Source organism: Kitasatospora sp. NPDC087315, assembly GCF_044744345.1.
GTDB lineage: Bacteria > Actinomycetota > Actinomycetes > Streptomycetales > Streptomycetaceae > Kitasatospora.
Genome location: NZ_JBIUYD010000010.1, coordinates 103,629 through 121,923 on the forward strand (window position 1 = coordinate 103,629; position 18,295 = coordinate 121,923).

At 68.5% G+C, this 18,295-nt stretch carries 22 protein-coding genes; 4 read left to right on the forward strand and 18 right to left on the reverse strand.

Going from position 1 to position 18,295, the window contains the following annotated elements; all coding sequences use genetic code 11:
• Positions 1 to 392 precede the first annotated feature (392 nt).
• From ACIO5D_RS16225 to ACIO5D_RS16285, 13 genes are all read right to left on the reverse strand, one after another.
• Positions 393 to 719, reverse strand: a complete 327-nt coding sequence (locus tag ACIO5D_RS16225) for a helix-turn-helix domain-containing protein (RefSeq protein ID WP_400759354.1) — start codon at positions 717 to 719, stop codon at positions 393 to 395.
• Entirely contained in the window at positions 716 to 1,795 is a 1,080-nt protein-coding gene (locus ACIO5D_RS16230; protein WP_400759351.1) for a tyrosine-type recombinase/integrase, read from the reverse strand. Before ACIO5D_RS16230 ends, ACIO5D_RS16225 begins: the two co-directional genes overlap by 4 nt.
• A gap of 547 nt (positions 1,796 to 2,342) precedes the next feature.
• Positions 2,343 to 2,957 carry a hypothetical protein gene (locus tag ACIO5D_RS16235; protein ID WP_400763429.1) on the reverse strand — a complete coding sequence of 205 codons (615 nt, stop codon included), beginning with the start codon at positions 2,955 to 2,957 and terminating at the stop codon, positions 2,343 to 2,345.
• Positions 2,954 to 3,463: a hypothetical protein gene (locus tag ACIO5D_RS16240; protein ID WP_400763426.1), complete on the reverse strand. Its 510-nt coding sequence runs from the start codon at positions 3,461 to 3,463 to the stop codon at positions 2,954 to 2,956. The genes ACIO5D_RS16235 and ACIO5D_RS16240 overlap by 4 nt, the downstream gene beginning before the upstream one ends.
• Entirely contained in the window at positions 3,463 to 3,882 is a 420-nt protein-coding gene (locus tag ACIO5D_RS16245) for a hypothetical protein (protein WP_400795690.1), read from the reverse strand. The genes ACIO5D_RS16240 and ACIO5D_RS16245 overlap by 1 nt, the downstream gene beginning before the upstream one ends.
• A complete protein-coding gene (locus tag ACIO5D_RS16250) occupies positions 3,879 to 4,040 on the reverse strand; it encodes a hypothetical protein (protein WP_400763422.1) in 162 nt (53 codons plus the stop codon). Before ACIO5D_RS16250 ends, ACIO5D_RS16245 begins: the two co-directional genes overlap by 4 nt.
• Positions 4,037 to 4,267: a hypothetical protein gene (locus tag ACIO5D_RS16255; RefSeq protein WP_400795692.1), complete on the reverse strand. Its 231-nt coding sequence runs from the start codon at positions 4,265 to 4,267 to the stop codon at positions 4,037 to 4,039. The genes ACIO5D_RS16250 and ACIO5D_RS16255 overlap by 4 nt, the downstream gene beginning before the upstream one ends.
• Before the next feature lie 164 nt (positions 4,268 to 4,431).
• Positions 4,432 to 4,776 carry a hypothetical protein gene (locus ACIO5D_RS16260; protein WP_400763417.1) on the reverse strand — a complete coding sequence of 115 codons (345 nt, stop codon included), beginning with the start codon at positions 4,774 to 4,776 and terminating at the stop codon, positions 4,432 to 4,434.
• A gap of 2 nt (positions 4,777 to 4,778) precedes the next feature.
• Positions 4,779 to 5,123, reverse strand: coding sequence for a hypothetical protein (locus tag ACIO5D_RS16265; protein ID WP_400763416.1), 345 nt, complete (start codon positions 5,121 to 5,123; stop codon positions 4,779 to 4,781).
• Positions 5,124 to 5,217: 94 nt separating this feature from the next.
• Positions 5,218 to 5,463: a hypothetical protein gene (locus ACIO5D_RS16270; protein ID WP_400763413.1), complete on the reverse strand. Its 246-nt coding sequence runs from the start codon at positions 5,461 to 5,463 to the stop codon at positions 5,218 to 5,220.
• A gap of 2 nt (positions 5,464 to 5,465) precedes the next feature.
• On the reverse strand, positions 5,466 to 5,867 hold the full coding sequence (locus tag ACIO5D_RS16275; RefSeq protein WP_400795694.1) for a hypothetical protein: 402 nt from the start codon (positions 5,865 to 5,867) through the stop codon (positions 5,466 to 5,468).
• Positions 5,868 to 6,705: 838 nt separating this feature from the next.
• On the reverse strand, positions 6,706 to 7,074 hold the full coding sequence (locus ACIO5D_RS16280; RefSeq protein ID WP_400795696.1) for a hypothetical protein: 369 nt from the start codon (positions 7,072 to 7,074) through the stop codon (positions 6,706 to 6,708).
• A 1,239-nt stretch (positions 7,075 to 8,313) separates the two neighbouring features.
• Positions 8,314 to 8,508: a hypothetical protein gene (locus ACIO5D_RS16285; protein WP_400763406.1), complete on the reverse strand. Its 195-nt coding sequence runs from the start codon at positions 8,506 to 8,508 to the stop codon at positions 8,314 to 8,316.
• A gap of 780 nt (positions 8,509 to 9,288) precedes the next feature.
• Between ACIO5D_RS16285 and ACIO5D_RS16290 the strand changes: the two genes are divergently transcribed.
• Positions 9,289 to 9,729, forward strand: coding sequence for a hypothetical protein (locus tag ACIO5D_RS16290; protein WP_400795699.1), 441 nt, complete (start codon positions 9,289 to 9,291; stop codon positions 9,727 to 9,729).
• Positions 9,730 to 10,088: 359 nt separating this feature from the next.
• On the opposite strand, the gene ACIO5D_RS16295 is transcribed toward ACIO5D_RS16290, so the two are convergent.
• The 5 genes from ACIO5D_RS16295 to ACIO5D_RS16315 all read right to left on the reverse strand — a co-directional run bounded on the left by ACIO5D_RS16295 (position 10,089) and on the right by ACIO5D_RS16315 (position 13,856).
• Positions 10,089 to 10,394, reverse strand: coding sequence for a hypothetical protein (locus tag ACIO5D_RS16295; protein ID WP_400763403.1), 306 nt, complete (start codon positions 10,392 to 10,394; stop codon positions 10,089 to 10,091).
• Entirely contained in the window at positions 10,391 to 10,603 is a 213-nt protein-coding gene (locus ACIO5D_RS16300) for a hypothetical protein (RefSeq protein WP_400763400.1), read from the reverse strand. The genes ACIO5D_RS16295 and ACIO5D_RS16300 overlap by 4 nt, the downstream gene beginning before the upstream one ends.
• The gene (locus ACIO5D_RS16305) at positions 10,600 to 11,460 is read right to left on the reverse strand and encodes a hypothetical protein (RefSeq protein WP_400795701.1); all 861 of its coding nucleotides are present in this window, start codon (positions 11,458 to 11,460) and stop codon (positions 10,600 to 10,602) included. The genes ACIO5D_RS16300 and ACIO5D_RS16305 overlap by 4 nt, the downstream gene beginning before the upstream one ends.
• 60 nt (positions 11,461 to 11,520) lie before the next feature.
• On the reverse strand, positions 11,521 to 11,796 hold the full coding sequence (locus ACIO5D_RS16310; protein WP_400763396.1) for a hypothetical protein: 276 nt from the start codon (positions 11,794 to 11,796) through the stop codon (positions 11,521 to 11,523).
• A 239-nt stretch (positions 11,797 to 12,035) separates the two neighbouring features.
• Positions 12,036 to 13,856, reverse strand: coding sequence for a helicase-related protein (locus ACIO5D_RS16315; protein WP_400795704.1), 1,821 nt, complete (start codon positions 13,854 to 13,856; stop codon positions 12,036 to 12,038).
• A gap of 1,160 nt (positions 13,857 to 15,016) precedes the next feature.
• Here ACIO5D_RS16315 and ACIO5D_RS16320 point away from each other — a divergent pair.
• The 3 genes from ACIO5D_RS16320 to ACIO5D_RS16330 all read left to right on the forward strand — a co-directional run bounded on the left by ACIO5D_RS16320 (position 15,017) and on the right by ACIO5D_RS16330 (position 18,285).
• Positions 15,017 to 15,865 (forward strand): IS5 family transposase, encoded by an 849-nt coding sequence (locus ACIO5D_RS16320; RefSeq protein ID WP_363615384.1) that lies wholly within the window; start codon positions 15,017 to 15,019, stop codon positions 15,863 to 15,865.
• Positions 15,862 to 16,257 (forward strand): hypothetical protein, encoded by a 396-nt coding sequence (locus tag ACIO5D_RS16325; protein ID WP_363615386.1) that lies wholly within the window; start codon positions 15,862 to 15,864, stop codon positions 16,255 to 16,257. The genes ACIO5D_RS16320 and ACIO5D_RS16325 overlap by 4 nt, the downstream gene beginning before the upstream one ends.
• Before the next feature lie 546 nt (positions 16,258 to 16,803).
• On the forward strand, positions 16,804 to 18,285 hold the full coding sequence (locus ACIO5D_RS16330; RefSeq protein ID WP_400796073.1) for an IS1182 family transposase: 1,482 nt from the start codon (positions 16,804 to 16,806) through the stop codon (positions 18,283 to 18,285).
• Positions 18,286 to 18,295: the final 10 nt, after the last annotated feature.

Below are 18,295 nucleotides of genomic sequence, written 5' to 3' on the forward strand. Positions count from 1 at the left end.
CAGAGCTGGTTGGACCCAGCCGCAGGCCGGCGGACGTGCCGGGGCCGGGTCGGGAAGCCGCGGCCGTCCCCGGCGCTTGCCGCGCGGAGGGCCCGGACACCGAGGGCGGTGGAGGTTGGTCAGGAACAGCTGGTGATGCCGCACCTTCTCCAAGTACGGTTGCAACGCGGTGACTTGACCTTTGGCGTCCTGACTCGCCTGGTGCCAGCACAGGCGGCAGTAGCCCTTCTTCAGCCGCACCACCCGGTGGCAGCCGCTGCACTCGGTGGGCTCCTCCGTGCGGCGGAAGCTCTGGCACGCACTGCACGCGCGGCCGGGCAGCACGCCCCAGCCGAAGCAGTCCGGGCAGCTGGTCGGCGGCCTGCACTTGCCGGCCGGCAGAACGTAGGCCATTACATCGGGGGGAGCGAGCGCCCGTCACGGCGACGGGGCACCACCGCCGGCCCCGCCGCCGCGGCGACAGTAACTTGCCCGGTCTCCTGCTGCCCGGGACGGGAGACCTTTGCCGGCTCGGGGATCAGTAGGTCGCCGATCTCGCAGCCGAGCACGACGCAGATGACGTCCAGGTCCTCCAGCTTGAGGGAGACCGGCTGGCCGGACCACAGGCCGGACATCTTCCCGGCCGAGATGACCAGCCCGTGCTCGGCCAGGCTCCGCTGCAGCTCGGACGCCTTCCAGATGCCCTTGTTGGCGGCGGTCAGCCGCAGGTTCCACTTCATCCCATCAGTCCTTCCAGCCGCTTCGCGGCCCGCTGCTGCCCGGCGGCCCAAGCGTCTTCCACCCTGGTCTGCTGGACGTGGACGTATCGCATCGTCGTGGCGATCCAGGAATGTCCCAAAACCTCCTGAATTGCAACCAGGTCCAGACCGCCCGAGTAGAGCTCGGACGCGCAGAAGTGCCGCAGGACATGTGGCGTCAACTTCTCGGTCCAGCCTGGCAGATGAGCCTCAACGGCTGCGGCAAGACCGTTCCGAACGGCGTCGTCGCCGACCCGGCGCGACGACCCGTCGGTGTTCTTGCGCTCGGAGGGAAACAGCGGGGCGCCGGGGCGGGTGTGGTCGTCGTCGAACTGGCCCCAGACGTCCTCGATGAACCACCGCAGTGTCCGGTCCGCGCCGTTGATCAGCGGCACCATCCGCTCGCGCGGCCCCGAGCCGCGGGCGCCCTTGCCGAGGCGAACATGGAGCTTGCCGAACCGGCCCAGGTGCCACTTGATGTCGTCCAGGTCGAGCCCGCACGCCTCGCTCACCCGCAGTCCGACCTGCGACATCAGCTTCGCGGCGGTGTAGTTCCTCGCGGTCGGGGCGAACTTGCGGCAGGTCGCCAGATCGCCGCCCCAGCCGGTGAACAGCCGGCCGACCTCCGGCGCGGTCGGCGGGATCCGCAGCTGGGCGTCCTTGGAGCCGCGCGGGCGGTTCATCTCGTCGATCGGGCACTCGACCACACGCCCCGTCATCCGGTGGATCTCGACCTTGTGCCGCAGCTCCAGGAACAGGAAGTACGTGCTCAGCGCCTGCGAGCGGGCCAGGCGGGTGCCGCTGGGCGAGCCCCGCAGCACCCGCCCGAAATAGGTATCCGCGTCGGCCGGCTCCATGTCCCACAACGGGCGGCCGAACCACGTCCTCACCTGCTCCAGGTGCCCGACGTCCCCGCGGATCGTGCCATCCGTCAGCCCCGCCGAGGCCCGCGCCAGCACGAACCCAGCCAACACGTCCGTCTCGAACCGCTCCAGCTCCTCCGCCGAGACCGGATCCCGGTACTCGCGCAGGTCCCGCACCACCGCCAGCGCCGACAACCCGCGCCTCCTCGCCTTCGACCGGACCGCAGATCGGTCGCACGAGCTGAGAACGCTTCAGGAATCCCGAAGTTACGTCACCTCCGGGTAGAACACCCGAAGGAGGAAGGAGCCCCTGGCCACGGCCTCGGGACCTCAGCGGGACTCAGGAGAACTCACGGGATGTCGCACAAGAGGTTGGTGTGCCGTTCGTCGCTGAGGTCGATCTGGACGCTCCGACCGGCGGACCCGTCGATGACGGTGAAGACGCAGGCGTCGTCGGCGGAGGGCTCTCGTAGCCCCGGCGGAATTTCGCCCGCCAGGCGTTCAGGGCGGCCTGGGCCGGCCAGGCTTCTTCATCGCTGTCGATCTCCCACCGCACGAGGTACGGACCTCCGTCCGTGGCGTCGTGGTCGAGCCGGTCGCCGCCAGCGGCGACCGGCTCGTCGTTCATGCGGTGCGCGGGCACCAGGTTGGCGAGGGGCGGCTGGATACGCCTCTCGTCGTTGGCGGACCCGCTGTGAGAGGTGAACGCCTCGCCGTCTCGAAGTCGGTAGGCGGCCGCGTCTCAGATCCACCCCGTGGCGGTCCGTAAGGCGTTGTGCCGGCTGGAAGCGAAGTGGCCGGCGGAGCCGGCGGGCACCTCGGCAAGGTCGTCGAAGTCGACCCGGCAGCCTTTGAGGGAGTGCGTGAACGGTGTAATCACCTGGTGAGTGCCTGGCGCCTTGACCGGTAGGTAGATCGGTGAGCCGTCGAGCAGCAGCTTCTTCGCCTTGCTGAACGACCCGTCGGCCTGCGGGATGAGCCCCTCGACACCCGGCGGGTAGTTCACCGCATCCTCCCCGGCGTCGGCCTCGGTGTAGGAGTCGAAGACGAGGCCGCCCGCGCCGTTCGGGCCCCAGCCGTCGGCCGGCTGCGACTCGACCACCACCGCCCCGGGAAAGATCCGCGCCCACCGGATGAAGACGTGGTTGAGGCCCCCTCGCAGTCGGTCAAAGGCGTCGGCCAGGGGGCCGGCGTCGTCGTCGACCTTGATGTAGCGACCCCGCCGATCGGTGGCGATCACGTGCACGAGCTGGTCGAAATGCGTGCGCGGGTTCGGCGGGTCGGAGTCGGGCACCACCCGTACCCGGAAGGCACCGTCCGCGCTGGTGGCCAGCACGTCGTTGTCGGCCGCGCTCACCACGCCTTCCCCGCCATGATCGCATCGAACTGCTCCTCCGCCAGGTCGTGACTATCGCGCGACGGCCCGAACCACCTCTCGCCGTGCTCCTCGCGGATGACCCACGACGCGCGTCCCCAGCTCCGGTCGGCCTTGCGGTGCAGGGTGTACGTGCGCCCGCCGAGCACCTCGGTGCGCAGCGTGCGCGCGCCGTCGGTGTATTCCGTCGAATACCTCGACGAGGGGATGTTGGTGATCCAGGTGCCCTCGTGCGGCGGCATGAACTCCGGCCGGATCTCCGGGTGCGCCCACACTCGCACCCCGCTGTCGGGGCTGAACGAGCGCCACGAGTGGAACTCCCCGTCCGAGGTGCGCCCCGAGTCGTGCTTCGCCGTCCAGAGCGGTGTGAGAACTGTCACCTGTCGGTCGTTCTCGTCGATGCGCCGACTGGCCAGCCGCATTCCGGTCTTGAGGTCGCACGGATGCATGAGCACCACCCCGGCCTCGGGGTCGAACCAGTCACTCATCAGAACTCCTTTCCGTCCCAGCGGAAGTCCCGCTCGGGGTCGAGGGATCGAATCCAGGTGCGGGCCGCTGCGGTCGCCGCGTCCACGTTCCTGTTGAACGGGCGGGTGTCGAGCGAGTCGTAGGCCTGCCGTGTCCACTCCGGCTGGCTGTCCGGGTCCTCGGGGTTCCAGCCGGTGGCGTACTCGGTCAGCGACTCCACCCCGAGGGATCCGAGGTCGGGCCCGTACTCGGCGTACTCATTGCCGTCCTCGGTCACCGTGTTCTCGCGCTCTGGTGTGTGGGCGTAGGCGTAGACCGTGACCACCGCACCCGGGAGATCCGGGTTGGTAAATCGCACCGAGCAGGCCGGGCCGCGCTGCTCGTCCCCGTGTGTGCCGTCGTCGTCCATGACGCCCGGCTCGGCCATGACCCAGGTCACGCCGACTCCTCCGTCAGCACCGCCGACACCTTCGCGAACAGCTCCGGCGTCAACGACAGCCACCGCATCTCGCCGTTCTCGCCCCAGACCTTCAGCCGCACATCCGTCGAACCCGCCACCTTGCGCAGCTCGTACGCGCGGTACTCCTCGTCCGTCATCGGCTCCAGTCCTTCTTGCCGTTCCAGCCCGAGCCGACGAGCGTCGACCCCCACGGCCGCTGCCACTTCTTCCACCCGGCCCCGTACTCCGGGGTGCTCAACCGCTCCCAGCGCATCCGCGTCTGCACCTCCTGCGACGCAATCGACCACTCCGGGAAGTACGGCTTCGGGTCGTGGTTCGCGAAGCACGGCTGCGCGTGCCGGCACTCACCACCCGTCGCCCGCACTCGCACCTCATCCGGCGCGAAGTGCGTACACGGCAGCCGGTTGATCGCGTCCTCCTCCGACCAACCCCGGCACTCGTACTCGAACCACGCTCCGCCTCAAGACGCCCGCGAGTTGTAGGCCGATAGCACGACCAACCACGTCCGTTCCACGTACAGGCGCCCGCTCACTTCGCCTCCTCGAACTTCAGCGTCAGCGCGCAGACGCGCGACCCATAGCTCTGCCTGTACCTGCGCAGCGTCAGCCCCTGTACCTCGAAGTCGTCACCGTCCTGCGGCCACGTGAAGTACGACGTCGTGAAGCTGCGCCCCTGGCTCTTCACCGCCGGGCCGTCGATCCGCGCGATGTAGCCCGGCCGGCCGCTGCCGTACACGTCGTCCAACAGGTGCGTCACCGTGGTCTGCCGACTGTCCTTGATGTAGTCGTGGTTGGTGACCTCGACCCGCCAGCCCGGTCGCACCTCCTCGATCAGCTCCCGCAGCTTCCGCATGTCGCCCGTGCGCTCGGCCATGATCAGCGCTCCTCCGCCTCGACCCAGATCTCCTCGCCCTTGCAGCGCGGACACTGGCAGCAGAAGTCGTGCAGCTCGTTGGGCTTGAACCACTCGTCGCCGAGCACCAGCCACGGCGAGCCGCTGAGCACGTCGCCGTGCCACTTCACGAACACGGCGTCGTCACCGAACGGCCGGTCCACGATGGCCGCCACGGTGAAGTCGGTGTGGACCGTCGTCAGGCTCGAACGGCCGGACGGGACCTTGTAGTACGGCGTGACCCGCACCGCGGTACCGGGCTCGATCTCACCCGGCTTCTTGCCGTCCCACGGCAGGATCGGCAGGCTCTCGTTCTTGACGTACGGCACGTGAATTCCCCTCCTGAATTGCTGAATTGGAATGGCTGACAGGTGGTGACAGCGCGCGGGTTGTGGTGCAGTCCCCGCGCGCTCTCGTCATCGGTCAGCTGTCGGACTTTGGCTTGAAGGTGAAGCAAAGGGAGTGCCGGAACTTGGGGCCGTATTCACCGCCGCCGGAGACCCAACTGCCGGCGGTCATCCCGAGCTCGGCTGCCCATTTCCTGGCCTCCGTGTTGCACATGCGGTCCGCCGCGTTCTGGTTGAAGTCGTTGATGTCGCCGCGCACGTGGACCCAGCGAACCGTCCCGCCTCGCGTCTCACGCTCGACCGTGTAGTTGCCCTTCGGCACGGTTACCGGCCACCTGTCTTTGGGATCGGCTTGTCGTACTCACTGAGGTCGATAGGCGCGTTCGGCTCGACCGGCGGATTCTTGAGCACGACCTGAAGCGTCCTGCCGGCCACAACCTCGACGGTGCGCTCGTCCGCGTCCAGGGCGGCCCGACCCTCCTTCGTGAGCCGGGGCGTGACGCCCCCCTTCTCCGGCAGGACGAGCAGCCCGTCCCTCTGGAGCTTGAGGACGGTCGCCACACGCGGGATCGATCGGGTGCCCTTCGAGATGAGCTTGCCGTTCTCGTTCGGGACCATAGTGCTGATCGAGAAGCTCCACCCGTCCCACGACCGCGAGCTGTACAGCCAACCGTTTGCTGCGGCGCCCAGGATCTGGATGTGGGCGTCGCTCAGCCTCTTCGCCATGAGGATTCCTCCGAAAGATGAACACGAAATAGCGTCCGGATATTCGAAAGGGAGTCGCGCCCGGCGCAACTCCCTTTCGCTTCTGCATTTCTTGCTGCTACGCCCGGAGACCTAGCTCCTGGATTACTTGTTGCCCCGGTAGATGTCGCCCTTGACGTAGGTGACCATCGAGCCGTCAGGGGCCTTCGTGCACCAGTGGTAGTCCGCCCTGCTCCACACCACCGACCAGCCAGCGTCGTCCAGCGCGCCCTACGCCATGTCGCCGCTACCGCCAGCGAAGAACGCGTCACCGGCGCGACCGTCCCAGTCTGGGGCGTTCGGGTTGCGCTCGTCCGAGAGGATGCGGAGCACGTCATCCGCCGACTCCGCCGACCTCAGCTCCTTGAGCTGCTCGGCGATCGCGACCCCCAAACTGGCTGCGCACAGTGCACAGCCGCGCCGACCGACCGCACGAGCCGGTCAATCAGCGTGGCCACCTACACCCCAGAGTTCGCGACTCGACGGCTAGTCGAGCACCAGCGGCTCTTCCAAGCCGCGCTCGCGCGCCAGGCGGACGACGGCCCGCTTCGCCGTGGAAAACGTGAAGTGCCTCTCGCCCCTGCAGCCGAGGCTCTGGGCGATCTCCTCAATCAGGAGCGGGGTCACCGTGTTCGCGCAGCCCTCTGTTCGGGCTCGGCCCACGAACACGAGGGCCTGGTCCGCGATACGCTCAGCTACTTCGATCCGACTCTGCCGCTTCCGCGCCCGCGGCTTCCGGTGCTTTGCTGCCAGATGCTTGGCGACCACGTGACGCGACCGAGGATGTACCGGAACTACTCAGCCATCTCGTGGATCGCGCTCATTCGCCGGTCTCCCTCTGGAGCAGTTCCATCGTTGTCTCCAGCTCCGCACCCACGGACGACTGCGTCCACACGAACCGCTCGACCCGAACGACGTCCGACTCCATCGGCTGTCTGTGGTGCGCCGCAAACACGAGCCGATCGGCCAGCTCGCGCAACTCGGCCGCGCGGGCGAGCATGGCGCCCTGCTCGTCCAGCACGCTGAGCGACACCCGCACCTTGTGGATCTCGCTCAGCAGCACTTCACCGTGCGCGGTGTACTCCAGTGCCAGCGTCTCGACCGCTTCGCTCAGGTCCGCGATCGTGCGGCCAATCTCGTCCTCGACCCGGTCCAACCCAGTCCGCAAGTGCCGCAAGTGCTTGTCCATGCTGATCCTCTCGGTGTTCCCGGCGCACCACGGTGGCGGCAGCGTCGGCGTCAATGAGCAGCCAGTGGCGGATGATCAGCGCGAGCGTGACGTCGAGCTTCACGTGCGCCCGTGGACAGCTCTTTCGCTGGAGGAGACCAACGGGTCGTCCTCCTCGCAGTGCTGCGCCTCGTGCGGCCGCCATCCCGGTCGGGAGCTCCGGGGGCCTGAACCTCGGAGTCGGCGCAGCCAGCGAAGGAGAGCAACGCGAAGACTCCTGCAGCGATGGTCACGGTCAGGCGTGTGCGCATGACGGATCTCCTGGCCGGGTGTGGATGCGATGCCGTGCAGGTTCGGGGGACCGGGACGGAAGGCGGACCGGCGCGGGGGGCCGACGCTGTCCCGTCACCTCCTGTCCCCGGGTCGGCTACGCCGACCCCTGTTCCGAGGCCAGCGCCCGCAGGGCGCGATGCCGAGGGGAAGCCCCACCCCACGCCTCTCACCAGCGCGGGCCGCGAAGCGCTCCTCCCACGGGGTGAACGTACGGTCGGCCGTCGACGGCCTTCTCGGCCAGGTGCAGGGCCCCTCCTCCAGGGGAAACCGGCAAACGCGAGAGCCATCCGCTGTTGCTGGACAACGGCAGCGGCTCTCGCGCCCAGGTGCCGTCGGTGTTCAAGCGGTGCCCGACGTGGTCGAGTATTGCCCAGCGGCCCTCACCCGTCTCCGGATCTGAGCCGCGCCGGCAGACACGGATCTCGAAGCAGTCCTTGTCGATGTTTGAGGACTCGTCGTAGCCGGTCGGCAAAACGCGGTACTCGCAAGGCATCACCTGTGGACCGAGTCCGACCTGCGCGGGCGGGCAACCCCACCCGCCAGCACCGCCAGAAGGAGGGCTTCGCCCGCGACGACTTCCGCATCGACTTCGACCGAAAGGAGGTCACCTGCCCACAGGGGCAGACCAGCGCCGGCTGGCACGGCCCCTACCCGACCTCCTCACCGACCGCCGCCCCGCTGATCGTGGCCGGCTTCACTCGGGTGAAGCCCCGGCGGCGGATGCGGGACTACGTGCGGGGGCTGCTGGGCCCGGTAGGCCGGACGAAAGTCGGCGGGTCCGCCCCGCCGGCACTCCGGACGGGACGAGTACGAGCGGCTCCGGCCCGGCGATGTCGCCCGCCCGGTCGCAGCCCGGCAAGTCGGCGTGAACGAGCGCACGGCCAGAGACTGGGACCGGGGCGTCAAGAAGACCCGCCATACGCGCGCCTACCCCGGGGCGTCGCCTGTCATGGACGGCCGCGCGAACGCGACTCTCGGTGAGCCGATGAACGCCGTGAGCTGCTGAGGCACCGTCTCGTACGGGAACTTCGCGCGTGCGCGCGAGGTGAGTCCGACGATCTCCTGGAGGTCTGCGTACATCTGGATCGTGGCGTCGAAGATCTCCGTGCTCTTGAGCTTCATCACTTCTGGTCCTTGAAGATCGGATTCTGCTCGGGAATCCGGACAGGACCTCCACCGCGATTGGCCTCCCCCGCATGACGTAGAGGGAGGCGCCCTGTTCCTCCGTGTCGATGGCCAGAGCCGTCGTCAGGGCGCGCTCGCGGGAGGCTGTCAGGGGGTCTGGTTGGAGGCCGCTGCGCGCCCCGGCTGACGCATTGACGGGTCCCGTCGGTGTCTTGCTCGGGGCTTCGGCGATCAGCGGCGCTGTCACGTCCGGCCGGTGGCAGCAGGGCGTCTCGTCAGGGACACCACCGGAACATGGTGAATGTCCCTGCCGAGACTCCGCGGCAGCGGTTGGGAGGGAACAAGCCGATGCACGAGCCCCCGGCCTGTTCCGGATTCAGTCCCGCACCCGGGTCGGCCTTGCCGACCCAGACCCCGGGGTCAACACCCTTAGGGCAAGCGGGGGATGGTCAGGACGGCACTTGCCTTCGCCGTGATCCTGATTCCGGATACCCTCCCCTTAGCCCGAATCAGACTGGGAACGATCCTCGACAACCCGCCTCAGCAGGTATCCGGCGAACGCAACGGCTTGGCCACGGAGGCCCGGAAGCACAGTGGGAGCGGATGACAGGGACGATGCGGCCGGAGCGGGCGTTCACCGCGTTCCACGCCGAGCGGCTGGTGAGCAGCCGATGACGCCGCGGCCCGTGCCCGACGCCGGCCGGCCGGTCCTCTTCAGACGGGCAGCTCGCCCCGGGCCCCTTCCTGCGCCGCGTCGACCGGCACGGCAACATCGGTGTGCGGGCCGCCGGCCGGCACACCAAGAACCCGCTCCGCCGCGGCGGCATCACTGCCGACACGGTCACCACCATCATCAAGGCCGCCGCCAAGGCCGCCGAGCTCACCCCTATGCCCACTCCCGCCGAGCTCGCCGCCGAGGCCCGCGCCAAGGCGGAGGCGTTCGAGGCGGCCGCGGCGGCGGAGACCGCTGAGGAAGCCAACGCGGTCATCAAGGCGTGGCGCACGGCCAAGCGGGCCACCTGCGCCGCCGTGCGCCGTATCACCGGCCACTCGATGCGCCGCGGCTGCATCCAGGCCCTGCTCGATGCCGGCAACCCTCCCGAGGTCGTGGCCGTCCACTCCCGCCACTCGCCCCGCAGCGCCGCCTTCGACGCCTACCGCAACAAGCAGCTCAGCTGGGCCCAGAACCCCGCCGCCACCCTAGGCCTGGCGGCCTGACCGGGAAGTCTCCTGGGTCTGGTGCCGGTCGAGGAGGTCGCGGAGTTCCCGCAGCGGTCCGTGCTCGCGGTCTCCGGTGTACCACCAGCGTTCGGCGAGCTCGCGTACCTCGGCGAGTGTGGTCTTGGCGTCGTCCCGCTCAGCCTCGACGGTGTCGCGTTGACGCGGAGGGCCTGGAGGACGGCGACGTTCTCCGCGAGCTCGGCCTCGGCCTTCTCGGCGCGCTCGCGCTGTTCATCGGTGTAGGTCTCCAGCGTGGCGGCGAGTCCGACCATGCAGTCGGTGTGGTCGTACACCCTCGTCAGATATCGCCGGTGATGGTGTCGGGTATGGCCGGTCCAGGAAGGGTTCGGCCGTGGTCATCGGTCTCCGTTCAGGGCGCGGGCCAGCGAGAGGGCCCAGGGGTTGATGACGCCTTCGTCGTCGCCGTCGGCCTGGTCGTCAAGGAGTTCGGCGAGGGCGCGGCAGGTCTTGGGACTCATGAGGGCGGCGAGTTCTCCGGAGGGTCCGCCGAGGCCGTTGCGGACGCCGTTGGCGTACCAGTTGGGCCGGTCGGTGAGGGCGGATCGCCAGGCGGGCTTGGTGTCGATGTCGGCCTCGGCGGCGTCTGTGTGCTGGCGGAGCGTCTGGGCGGCAGCCCGGAGTTCGTCGGCGGGAGTAGTCATCGGGTGTGCTCCGGGGTTGGTGTGGGTGTCGGGGGTCCAGTCGTAGAGCCGACCGTGCGAGTCGCGGTGAGCTGGGAGCCGGGGACCTGGGCGAGGCTCGTGTGGAGGGTGACCGCGATGTCGGCTGCTCGGTAGCGCTCGGTGGGGGAGGTGACGATGGCGAGGTCGCCGGTGAGGCGGTCGATGATGACGGGGACGCGGCAGGTCACGTGGTGTCTCCGGGGTTGGTGTGGGCGTCGAGGGCGGCGCGGACGGCGGTGACGGTGAGGGGTCCGCTGGCGCCGTACCCGAGGGCGTCGGTTTCGTCGGCGAGGGCGCGCACGGCGTTGAGGGCGGCCCCAGCCCGCTCGGCACGCTGCTTCTCCTCGCGCCACTGGCGGTTGCGGAGGCGGATCTGCGCCCACAGGTTCTGAATCTGGGTGGGGTCGGCGCCGCTCGCGCGGAGGCCACTGCGGAGAACGTGGAGTTCGGTCTCGGCGATCTTGGCCCGGCTGCGCTGCTTCTTGGCGCTCCGCTCGGCTTTCTCGGAGCGCTTGCCGATGAGCCTGGTGAGGTGCGCTGCTGCGGTGACCGCCTCTTCGGCATCCTGCTCGGCCTCCTCGACGCGCTTCCGCAGTTGATCCACCTCGGCAGCGGGGTGGACGTGGGGTTCGGCGGCGGGCGGCGTGAGGTCGTCGCGGAGTGCCTGGACCCGCTCGGGTTCCAGCTCCAGCCAGTACGGCTGACGGTTGGGCCCGGAGAGGCAGACGATGGTGGTGTCGTCGTCGCCGTGGAGGACGTCGCCGTCACCCCAGCGGAGCGGGACCGGGTCGTCGGCGGTGGTCGGGTCCGGCCCACCGGCGGCCTGAGCGGTGACCTGACGGGCGGCTCGGTCGTGGCGCCCCTCGGCGACGGCGGGGCTGAGCGTCTCCTCGGCGGTGCGCAGGATGCCCAGGAAGGCGTGGGTAGCGGCGAAGGATTCAGGGTCGGTCTTGAGGTCGTCGATGAGGTCGGATATCTCGTTGTCGTGGATCTCGACGTGGATGCGGCGCTGGCCGTCGATGCGGTTCATGTAGATGCGGTCCATGGTGGGCCTCCGGGGTGTGGGGGCCGCCCGGGCGACGGGGCGGCCCACGAGGGACGAAAGTCAGGTGTTGTCGGCCATCTGCCGCAGGTCTGCGGCCACGACGACGAGGACGTCCGCGTCCGGCAGGTCACCGTCAGGCGCTTGACCGCCCTGTTCAACCCAGGCATCGGTGAGGGCACCGATGGGTCCGGCGAGGTTGGCGAGGGTGTAGCTGAGGTCCAGCAGCACCTCGCGGAGGGAGCTGGTGTCGCGCAAGTTGTCGATTTCGGCGAGCGCCTGGGAGATGATCCGGAGCGTGTGGGTCTCGTTGGTACCGAGGTGGTTCAGGTCGGTCATGGTGTTCAGCTCCTGGCGTTGGGCCCGCCCCGTGGCCGAGCAGGGGACGGGGCTGGGGGCTGGTCCAGCCGCTGCTGGCGAGTGCCACCCGTAGTCCGTCGCGGATCGAGGCGTCGGGGCAGTGATCGTCTTCATCAGGAAGTCTTCTTCTTGATCACGCATGCTTGGTGAGCGATCGCCACAGCGACGGCCCGGCTGTGGGATCACAACCGGGCCGTCCGTCGTCGGGTGGGTGTGGGTTAGACCCTCTCGGCAGCCCAGAGGTCGTTGAGGTCCTGGCGAATCTCTTCCTCCAGGGCGGCGAGAAGCGCCTGCTCGGCGTTGAAGTCTCCGGAAACGGCTTTGATGAGGTCGTCCTGGACCTGCTGCTTGCCCGCGAGCACCGAGGGCATCCGCTCGTCCTGCGTGCCCTTCGCGATAAGCCGGTGGATGGTCACCGGCTTCGTCTGGCCCGTGCGGAAGAGCCGGCCGTTGGTCTGCAGGTAGTGCTCGAGTGAGAACGGCAGCGTGTACCAGATCATCGTCGAGCCGCCGTGCTGCAGGTTGAGGCCGTGCCCGGCCGCGGCGGGGTGGAGCAGCATTACTGGGATCTGCTTGGCGTTCCACCGGCGGACCATGTCGCGCGAGCCGTCGAAGGCCCGCGCGTCGATGCCGGCCTTCCGGAGCCGCGTGAGCAGCTGCTCCTTGTCGGACTTGAAGTGATAAGCGATGAGCACGGGCTCGCCGCCGCTGTTCCGCACCAGGTACTCAGTCATCTCGATCTTCTTGTCGTGGATGACCTCGTACTGCCCCTTCGTGGTCGGATCGTCAGGATCCCCGGTGTAGAGCGTGCCCGAGGCGAACTGCATCAGCTTGCTCGTCAGCACCGCCTGGTTCGTGGCAACGATCGATTCGACGCTCTGCGTCAGCTTCCCGTCGTCGCCGGTGTAGGTCTGCACGATGTCCAGGACCAGGTCGCGCTTGAAGTCCTTGTAGGCCCGGAGCAGATCCGGTGGGAGCGTGACATTGACGTCCTGGATGCTGAGCGCCGGGAGCTGCAGGCTCGTGTTCTGCGCGCTCATCACCAGGTGCGAGATGGCCTGATGGATCTCGGCCTCGGCGTTCGCCGTGGGGATCCACTTCGCCGGGGTCGTGGTGCCGGGCACCATCTTCGGCGTGAACCAGCGGTCGCGGAACGCGGTGATGTTCTGGCCCAGCGTCCGGCCCTGGTCAAGCAGGTAGACCTGGCTCCACAAGTCATGGAGACCGTAGGGGCTCGGCGTTCCCGTCAGCTCGATGAGCCGGGTCATGGCCGGCCGCACCGTCGCCAGGGCCTGGAAGCGCTGCGAGTCGTGCGACTTGAAGCCCTGTGACTCGTCGATGATGACCGTCTGGAAGGGCCAGATGATGGTGTCCTGGCCACCGATGTTCTGGACCGGCAGCTGGTCGACGAGACCGAAGCGGCACTGAGCGCAGCCTGCGCCGGAACAGCTTCGGCAGCCATAGGCTTCCCACGTCACCAGAGCCGACTTGAGCAACTCCTGAATCCAGTCGCGGATCTTGGCCTTGGCAGGACCCCGGTCGTTGCCGTTGCCGGCGACCAGAGCACGGTACGCGTCAATCAGCTCGTCTCGGCCCAGTGGCCCCTGTGCCTGGAGCAGACCCAGGATCGCGGTGGCCTCCGGTGAGATGGCCGGGGCAGGCACTGCTCCCGGCACTGACGTGAGCAGCTTCGTCTCCTGGGACGGCTGAGTCAGCAGCTCCTGATTGATGAAGTACATCGTCGGCGGATCGGTGGCGACCTCCCGGAAGCGCTTCAGGCGCTTGGCCTTGGAGAGCTTCCTGTCGTTCTCGTCGACGATGAGCGACTTCGTCCGAATGGGGAAGCCCCACTTCTCGATCTCGTCGATCCAGGTGGAGCGGGCGATCGCCACGGGCGCCACGACGAGGATGTGCCCCATCGGTCGAATCGTCTGCAGGACGGCGAGGGTCGTGAGGCATTTGCCGGCCCCGATGTCGAGCCACGCACCGGCGAAGGGGTGGTCAACGAGGAAGTCGTGCATCCGCTGCTGATGCGGCATCAGCGATATCGGGGATGCCGCGGTAGACGTATTCATGCTGCTTGTCCTGACTGTTCTTCCAATGGTGGTTAGGCTTGTTCGCGTCGTGGAGCAGCTTCGGAGGCGGCTCGGGAGGCAGTGCCCGCGCTGAATGTTCACGACCTCGGGCAGCACCTCGGTGGTGACCGATGGCAGACCGTCTGCAGCCCGCCTGGAGTCCAGTGCAAAAGCGCTGGCTACGGGGGTAGGTGGCAGCCGGGCTTCAGCCACAGCTGCTGAACACACGAGACGCTGGATAGTGAGCATCTGAGAACGGACATCTCGTGGTCATGAAGAACTGTCCGCCGGCGTTCAAGGCGGACGCGGTCGCACTGCACGGGTCGCGGCCCAAAGCGACGATCAGGTCGGCCGCCGCCGATCTCGGGATCAGTCCGGAAACGCTGCAGAGCCGGGTGAGGGCTGCCGGCGCCAGCCGTCCCTGGGGACGCCGGACACAGGAGCCGGCCCGGCCGTCGGCCCGCTGGAAGCGGCGAACGCGGCTCTGCGGAAGAAGGTCCGCGAGCGGGAGGAGAAGCGCGAGATCCTGCGGAAGGCCGCGAAGTATCTCACCGGGGAACCGCTGCCAGTGCGTCGCCGACCATCAGAGCCGCTACGGCGCGATGCGGCCGTGCAGCATCCTCGGAGTCAGCCGCTCGAGCTTCCACTACTGGCGCCGGACGGCCTCGGACCGGGCCGCCCGTCAGCCCGGATACGGGCGGTGCACCAGGACCCGGACGGCACCCACAGAGCCCTGAGGATCACCGCCGGCTCTGCGAGACGAGCGGCGAGGCGGTCAACCACAAGTGGGTTGCCGGATCATGCGGGCGTTCGGGATCGAAGGAGTCCGTCTGCGGCGCCGGCGTCACACCACCGTCCCCGATCCGGCCGGGAGACCAGGGGCATACGGCGTGCCGCTCACCCGTCGTACGTGAGATAGGCGTACCAGGTTAGGCGGTCGCCCTCTGCTGAACCAGGCCTCGCGGCAAAGGCCGGGTGGCCCGCCAGGGTGAGGTGGCGTGCTACCACGCAGAGTTCTGAGAGAGCGGTTTGTGAGTGTTTGACTGGTTCTGGTGTCACCTGATGGTGTGAGTGTGGACTGGAGTTCGCTCGCTCGGCGCCGCTGCTCTGCTGGGGTTGGCGGCGTGAGTGAACGCAAGCCGTACCCAAGCGACTTATCCGACGAGCAGTGGTCGTTGATCGAGCCGGTCATCACAGCGTGGAAGGACCGGCATCGGTCTGTGAGCGGCCATCAGGGCGCCTATGCGATGCGGGAGATCGTGAACTCGATCCTTTACCAGGGCAGGACCGGTTGCCAGTGGGCTTACCTCCCGCACGATCTGCCGCCGAAGAGCGCGACGTACTACTACTTCGCCGCCTGGCGCGACGACGGGACCGACCAGATCATCCACGAACTCCTGCGCTGCCAGGTCCGCGAGCGGGCCCGCCGATTAGAGGACCCGACCCTGGTGGTCCTGGACACGCAGAGCGTCCACGTGGCCGCCGGGGTCCCCGCCTCCACGACCGGCCGGGACCCGGCGAAACGGGTTCCCGGTCGCAAACGGGCCCTGGCCGTCGACGTGTTGGGCCTGGTCATAGCCGTCATCGTCCTGGCCGCGAACACGCACGACAACGCCGCGGGCATCGCCCTTCTGGACCAGGTCGCCCAACACGCTGGCGGCACCGTCCGCAAGGCGCTGGTCGACCAGGGCTTCAAGAAACAGGTAGTCGCGCACGGCGCCGGCCTGGGCATCGACGTGGAGATCGTCGAACGCAACCCGCAGGACAAGGGCTTCGTTCCGCAGCCGAAACGCTGGAGGGTCGAGCAGACCTACGGGATCCTGCTACTGCACCGGCGCCTGGTCCGCGACTACGAGCACCGACCGTCCTCCTCCGCCTCGCGTGTCTACTGGGCTATGACCCAGGTCATGGCCCGTCGCTTGACCGGCGCGAACACGCCCACCTGGCGCGACCCGCAGGCGGTGAGCGCGTGACCATCCAGCCCCTCCTCGACGCGCTCGATGTCCAGGAAGACGCCGCGCAGGCCCTGGCCGACGACCTCCGCACGCAGATCGAGGAACTGCAACGCCAGCTACAGGAGGCCGAGACCCAGCTCGAACACCTCGCGATCACCCGCAAGACCGTCACCGCCCTCGCCGACCGCCTCCCGGCTCGGGCTACCCCGCCCGAACACCCGGACTACCCCCGCATCCTCGCTCTCTTCAACGAGGCGACCGGCCCCCTGCGGGCCCGTGACGTCTGCGAAGCCCTCGGCCACGAACCACTGCCGAAGAACATCGAAGGCACCCGCGCCAAGCTGAAACGCCTGGTCAAACTCGACGTCCTCATCGAAGTCGACACCGGCAGCTTCACCAAGAAGCAGTAGCCGACCGAACCCCCGCAGCCAGCAGCCCTCTCCCCAACCTCAACTCGAAACGGACATCAACTCTCGAACCGCCCTCTGACAGCACCATGGCGTGGTGGATGTCGCGTAGCGCTGCCGCGAGGACATCCTCACCGCCACGGAGAGCCGTCCACTGGTTGCTCGTGGTGACCGCGCTCGCCGGCGAGGTGATCTGGATTGCTGTGGCTCCCATGCGCAAGGATTGGCCAGGCATGATCGCCACGTCCTCCCTGTGCACGGGGACGCGCGCCGGAATCACCGGGACATCCGGGACCTGACCGGCCTCGGCGTGGGCCGGACCGGTGTAGGTGAGCCACAGAACGACCGCCCCGTTCCCGTCGGGCCCCCGATCTTCCTCATGCGGCAGGTGCTGGTCGCGCCGGTGCGGAGGGTACACCTGGACCGAGCGATAGGTGTACCACTCATCAACTTCGTGGATGGCTAGGAGCGTGTCCCAGTAACGGGCAATCCTCCTGCGTTTCGTGATCTTTCGTGCGGGATGATGGCGGTATGCGTGGTGGGGATGGGCTGTTCGAGGTCGAGCCGGTCGAGAAGAAGCGGTCTCAGGACCGTCCGGCGGCGGTGGACAAGCGGTTCAGGGCGTTCGACCCGCACCAGGCCCTGCTGCTGCCCCCGTCGCTGGACGACTGGCTGCCGCAGGACCACCTCGCCCGGTTCGTCGCCGACCTGGTCGACGAGGTACTCGACCTGGGACCGGTCCTGGCGGACTACACCGAGAAGCGCGGCTACCCGCCCTACGACCCCAGGCTGATGCTGCGGCTGCTGATCTACGGCTACACCACCGGGGTCCGCTCCTCGCGGGCGATCGAGCGCAAGTGTGCCGACGATGTCGCGTTCCGCTATCTGGCCGCCGACCAGGCCCCGGACTTCCGCTCGATCTCACGGTTCCGCCGCCGCCATCTGGACGCTCTCGCCGGTCTGTTCACGCAGTCGCTGCACCTGGCGCAGAGGCTGGGCATGGTCAAGATGGGCCGCGTCGCCCTGGACGGCACGAAGCTGGAGGCCAGCGCCTCCAAGCACAAGGCGATGAGTTACGGCCGCCTGGTCGAGAAGGAAGAGCGCATCGAGGCCGAGATCGCCCAGCTGGAGGCCATGGCACAGGCTCTGCTGGCCGACGCCGAGGCCACCGACACCGCCGAGGACCAGCGGTTCGGCGCCGACGGCAAGGACACCGACCTGCCCGCCGAGCTGGGCCGCCGCGAGAAGCGCCTGGCCAGGCTGCAGGCGGCCCGCGCACAGATCGAGGCCGAAGCCGCCGACAAGGCGCGCGAGCACGCCGAGGAGAAGGAACGCCGCCGCCAGGAACGTGCCGGCGCCGACGACGGGCAGGCCGTGACCGACGCCGGAGAGGCGGCCGCCGCGAAGTCCCGCCCCAAGCCCAAGGCCCAGGCCAACTTCACCGACCCCGACTCGCGGATCATGAAGAACAGCGACGGCGCCTTCATCCAGGCATACAACGCCCAGGCCGTCGTGGACGCCGAACACCAGGTCATCACCGCCGCCGACGTGACGACCAACGCCTCCGACGCGCTGAACTACACCACCATGCTCGACCAGTGCGCAGCCAACACCGGCGCCCACCCCAAGCAGGCGCTGGTCGACGCCGGCTACTGCTCCGAGACGAACCTCGAAGCCGCAAAGGAACGCCAACTGACCTGCGGCACCGACACGTTCATGGCCACCGGCCGACTCGCCCACGACGAGCAGGTCCCGCCGGCGCCACGCGGACGCATCCCGGCGAGCGCCACCCTCAAGGAACGGATGGCCCGCAAGCTGCGGACCAAGCCCGGCAAGGCCGCCTACAGCCGCCGAAAAGCCATCGTCGAACCCGTCTTCGGCCAGATCATGACCTGCCAGAACGGCCGCCAACTCCTCCTGCGCGGCGAGGACGGCGCCCGCGCCGAGTGGCGACTGCTCGCCGCCTGCCACAACCTCCGCAAGATCTTCCGACACACCGGAACCACCGCACTGGCGTCCGCAATCGCCTGACCGGCGAGAC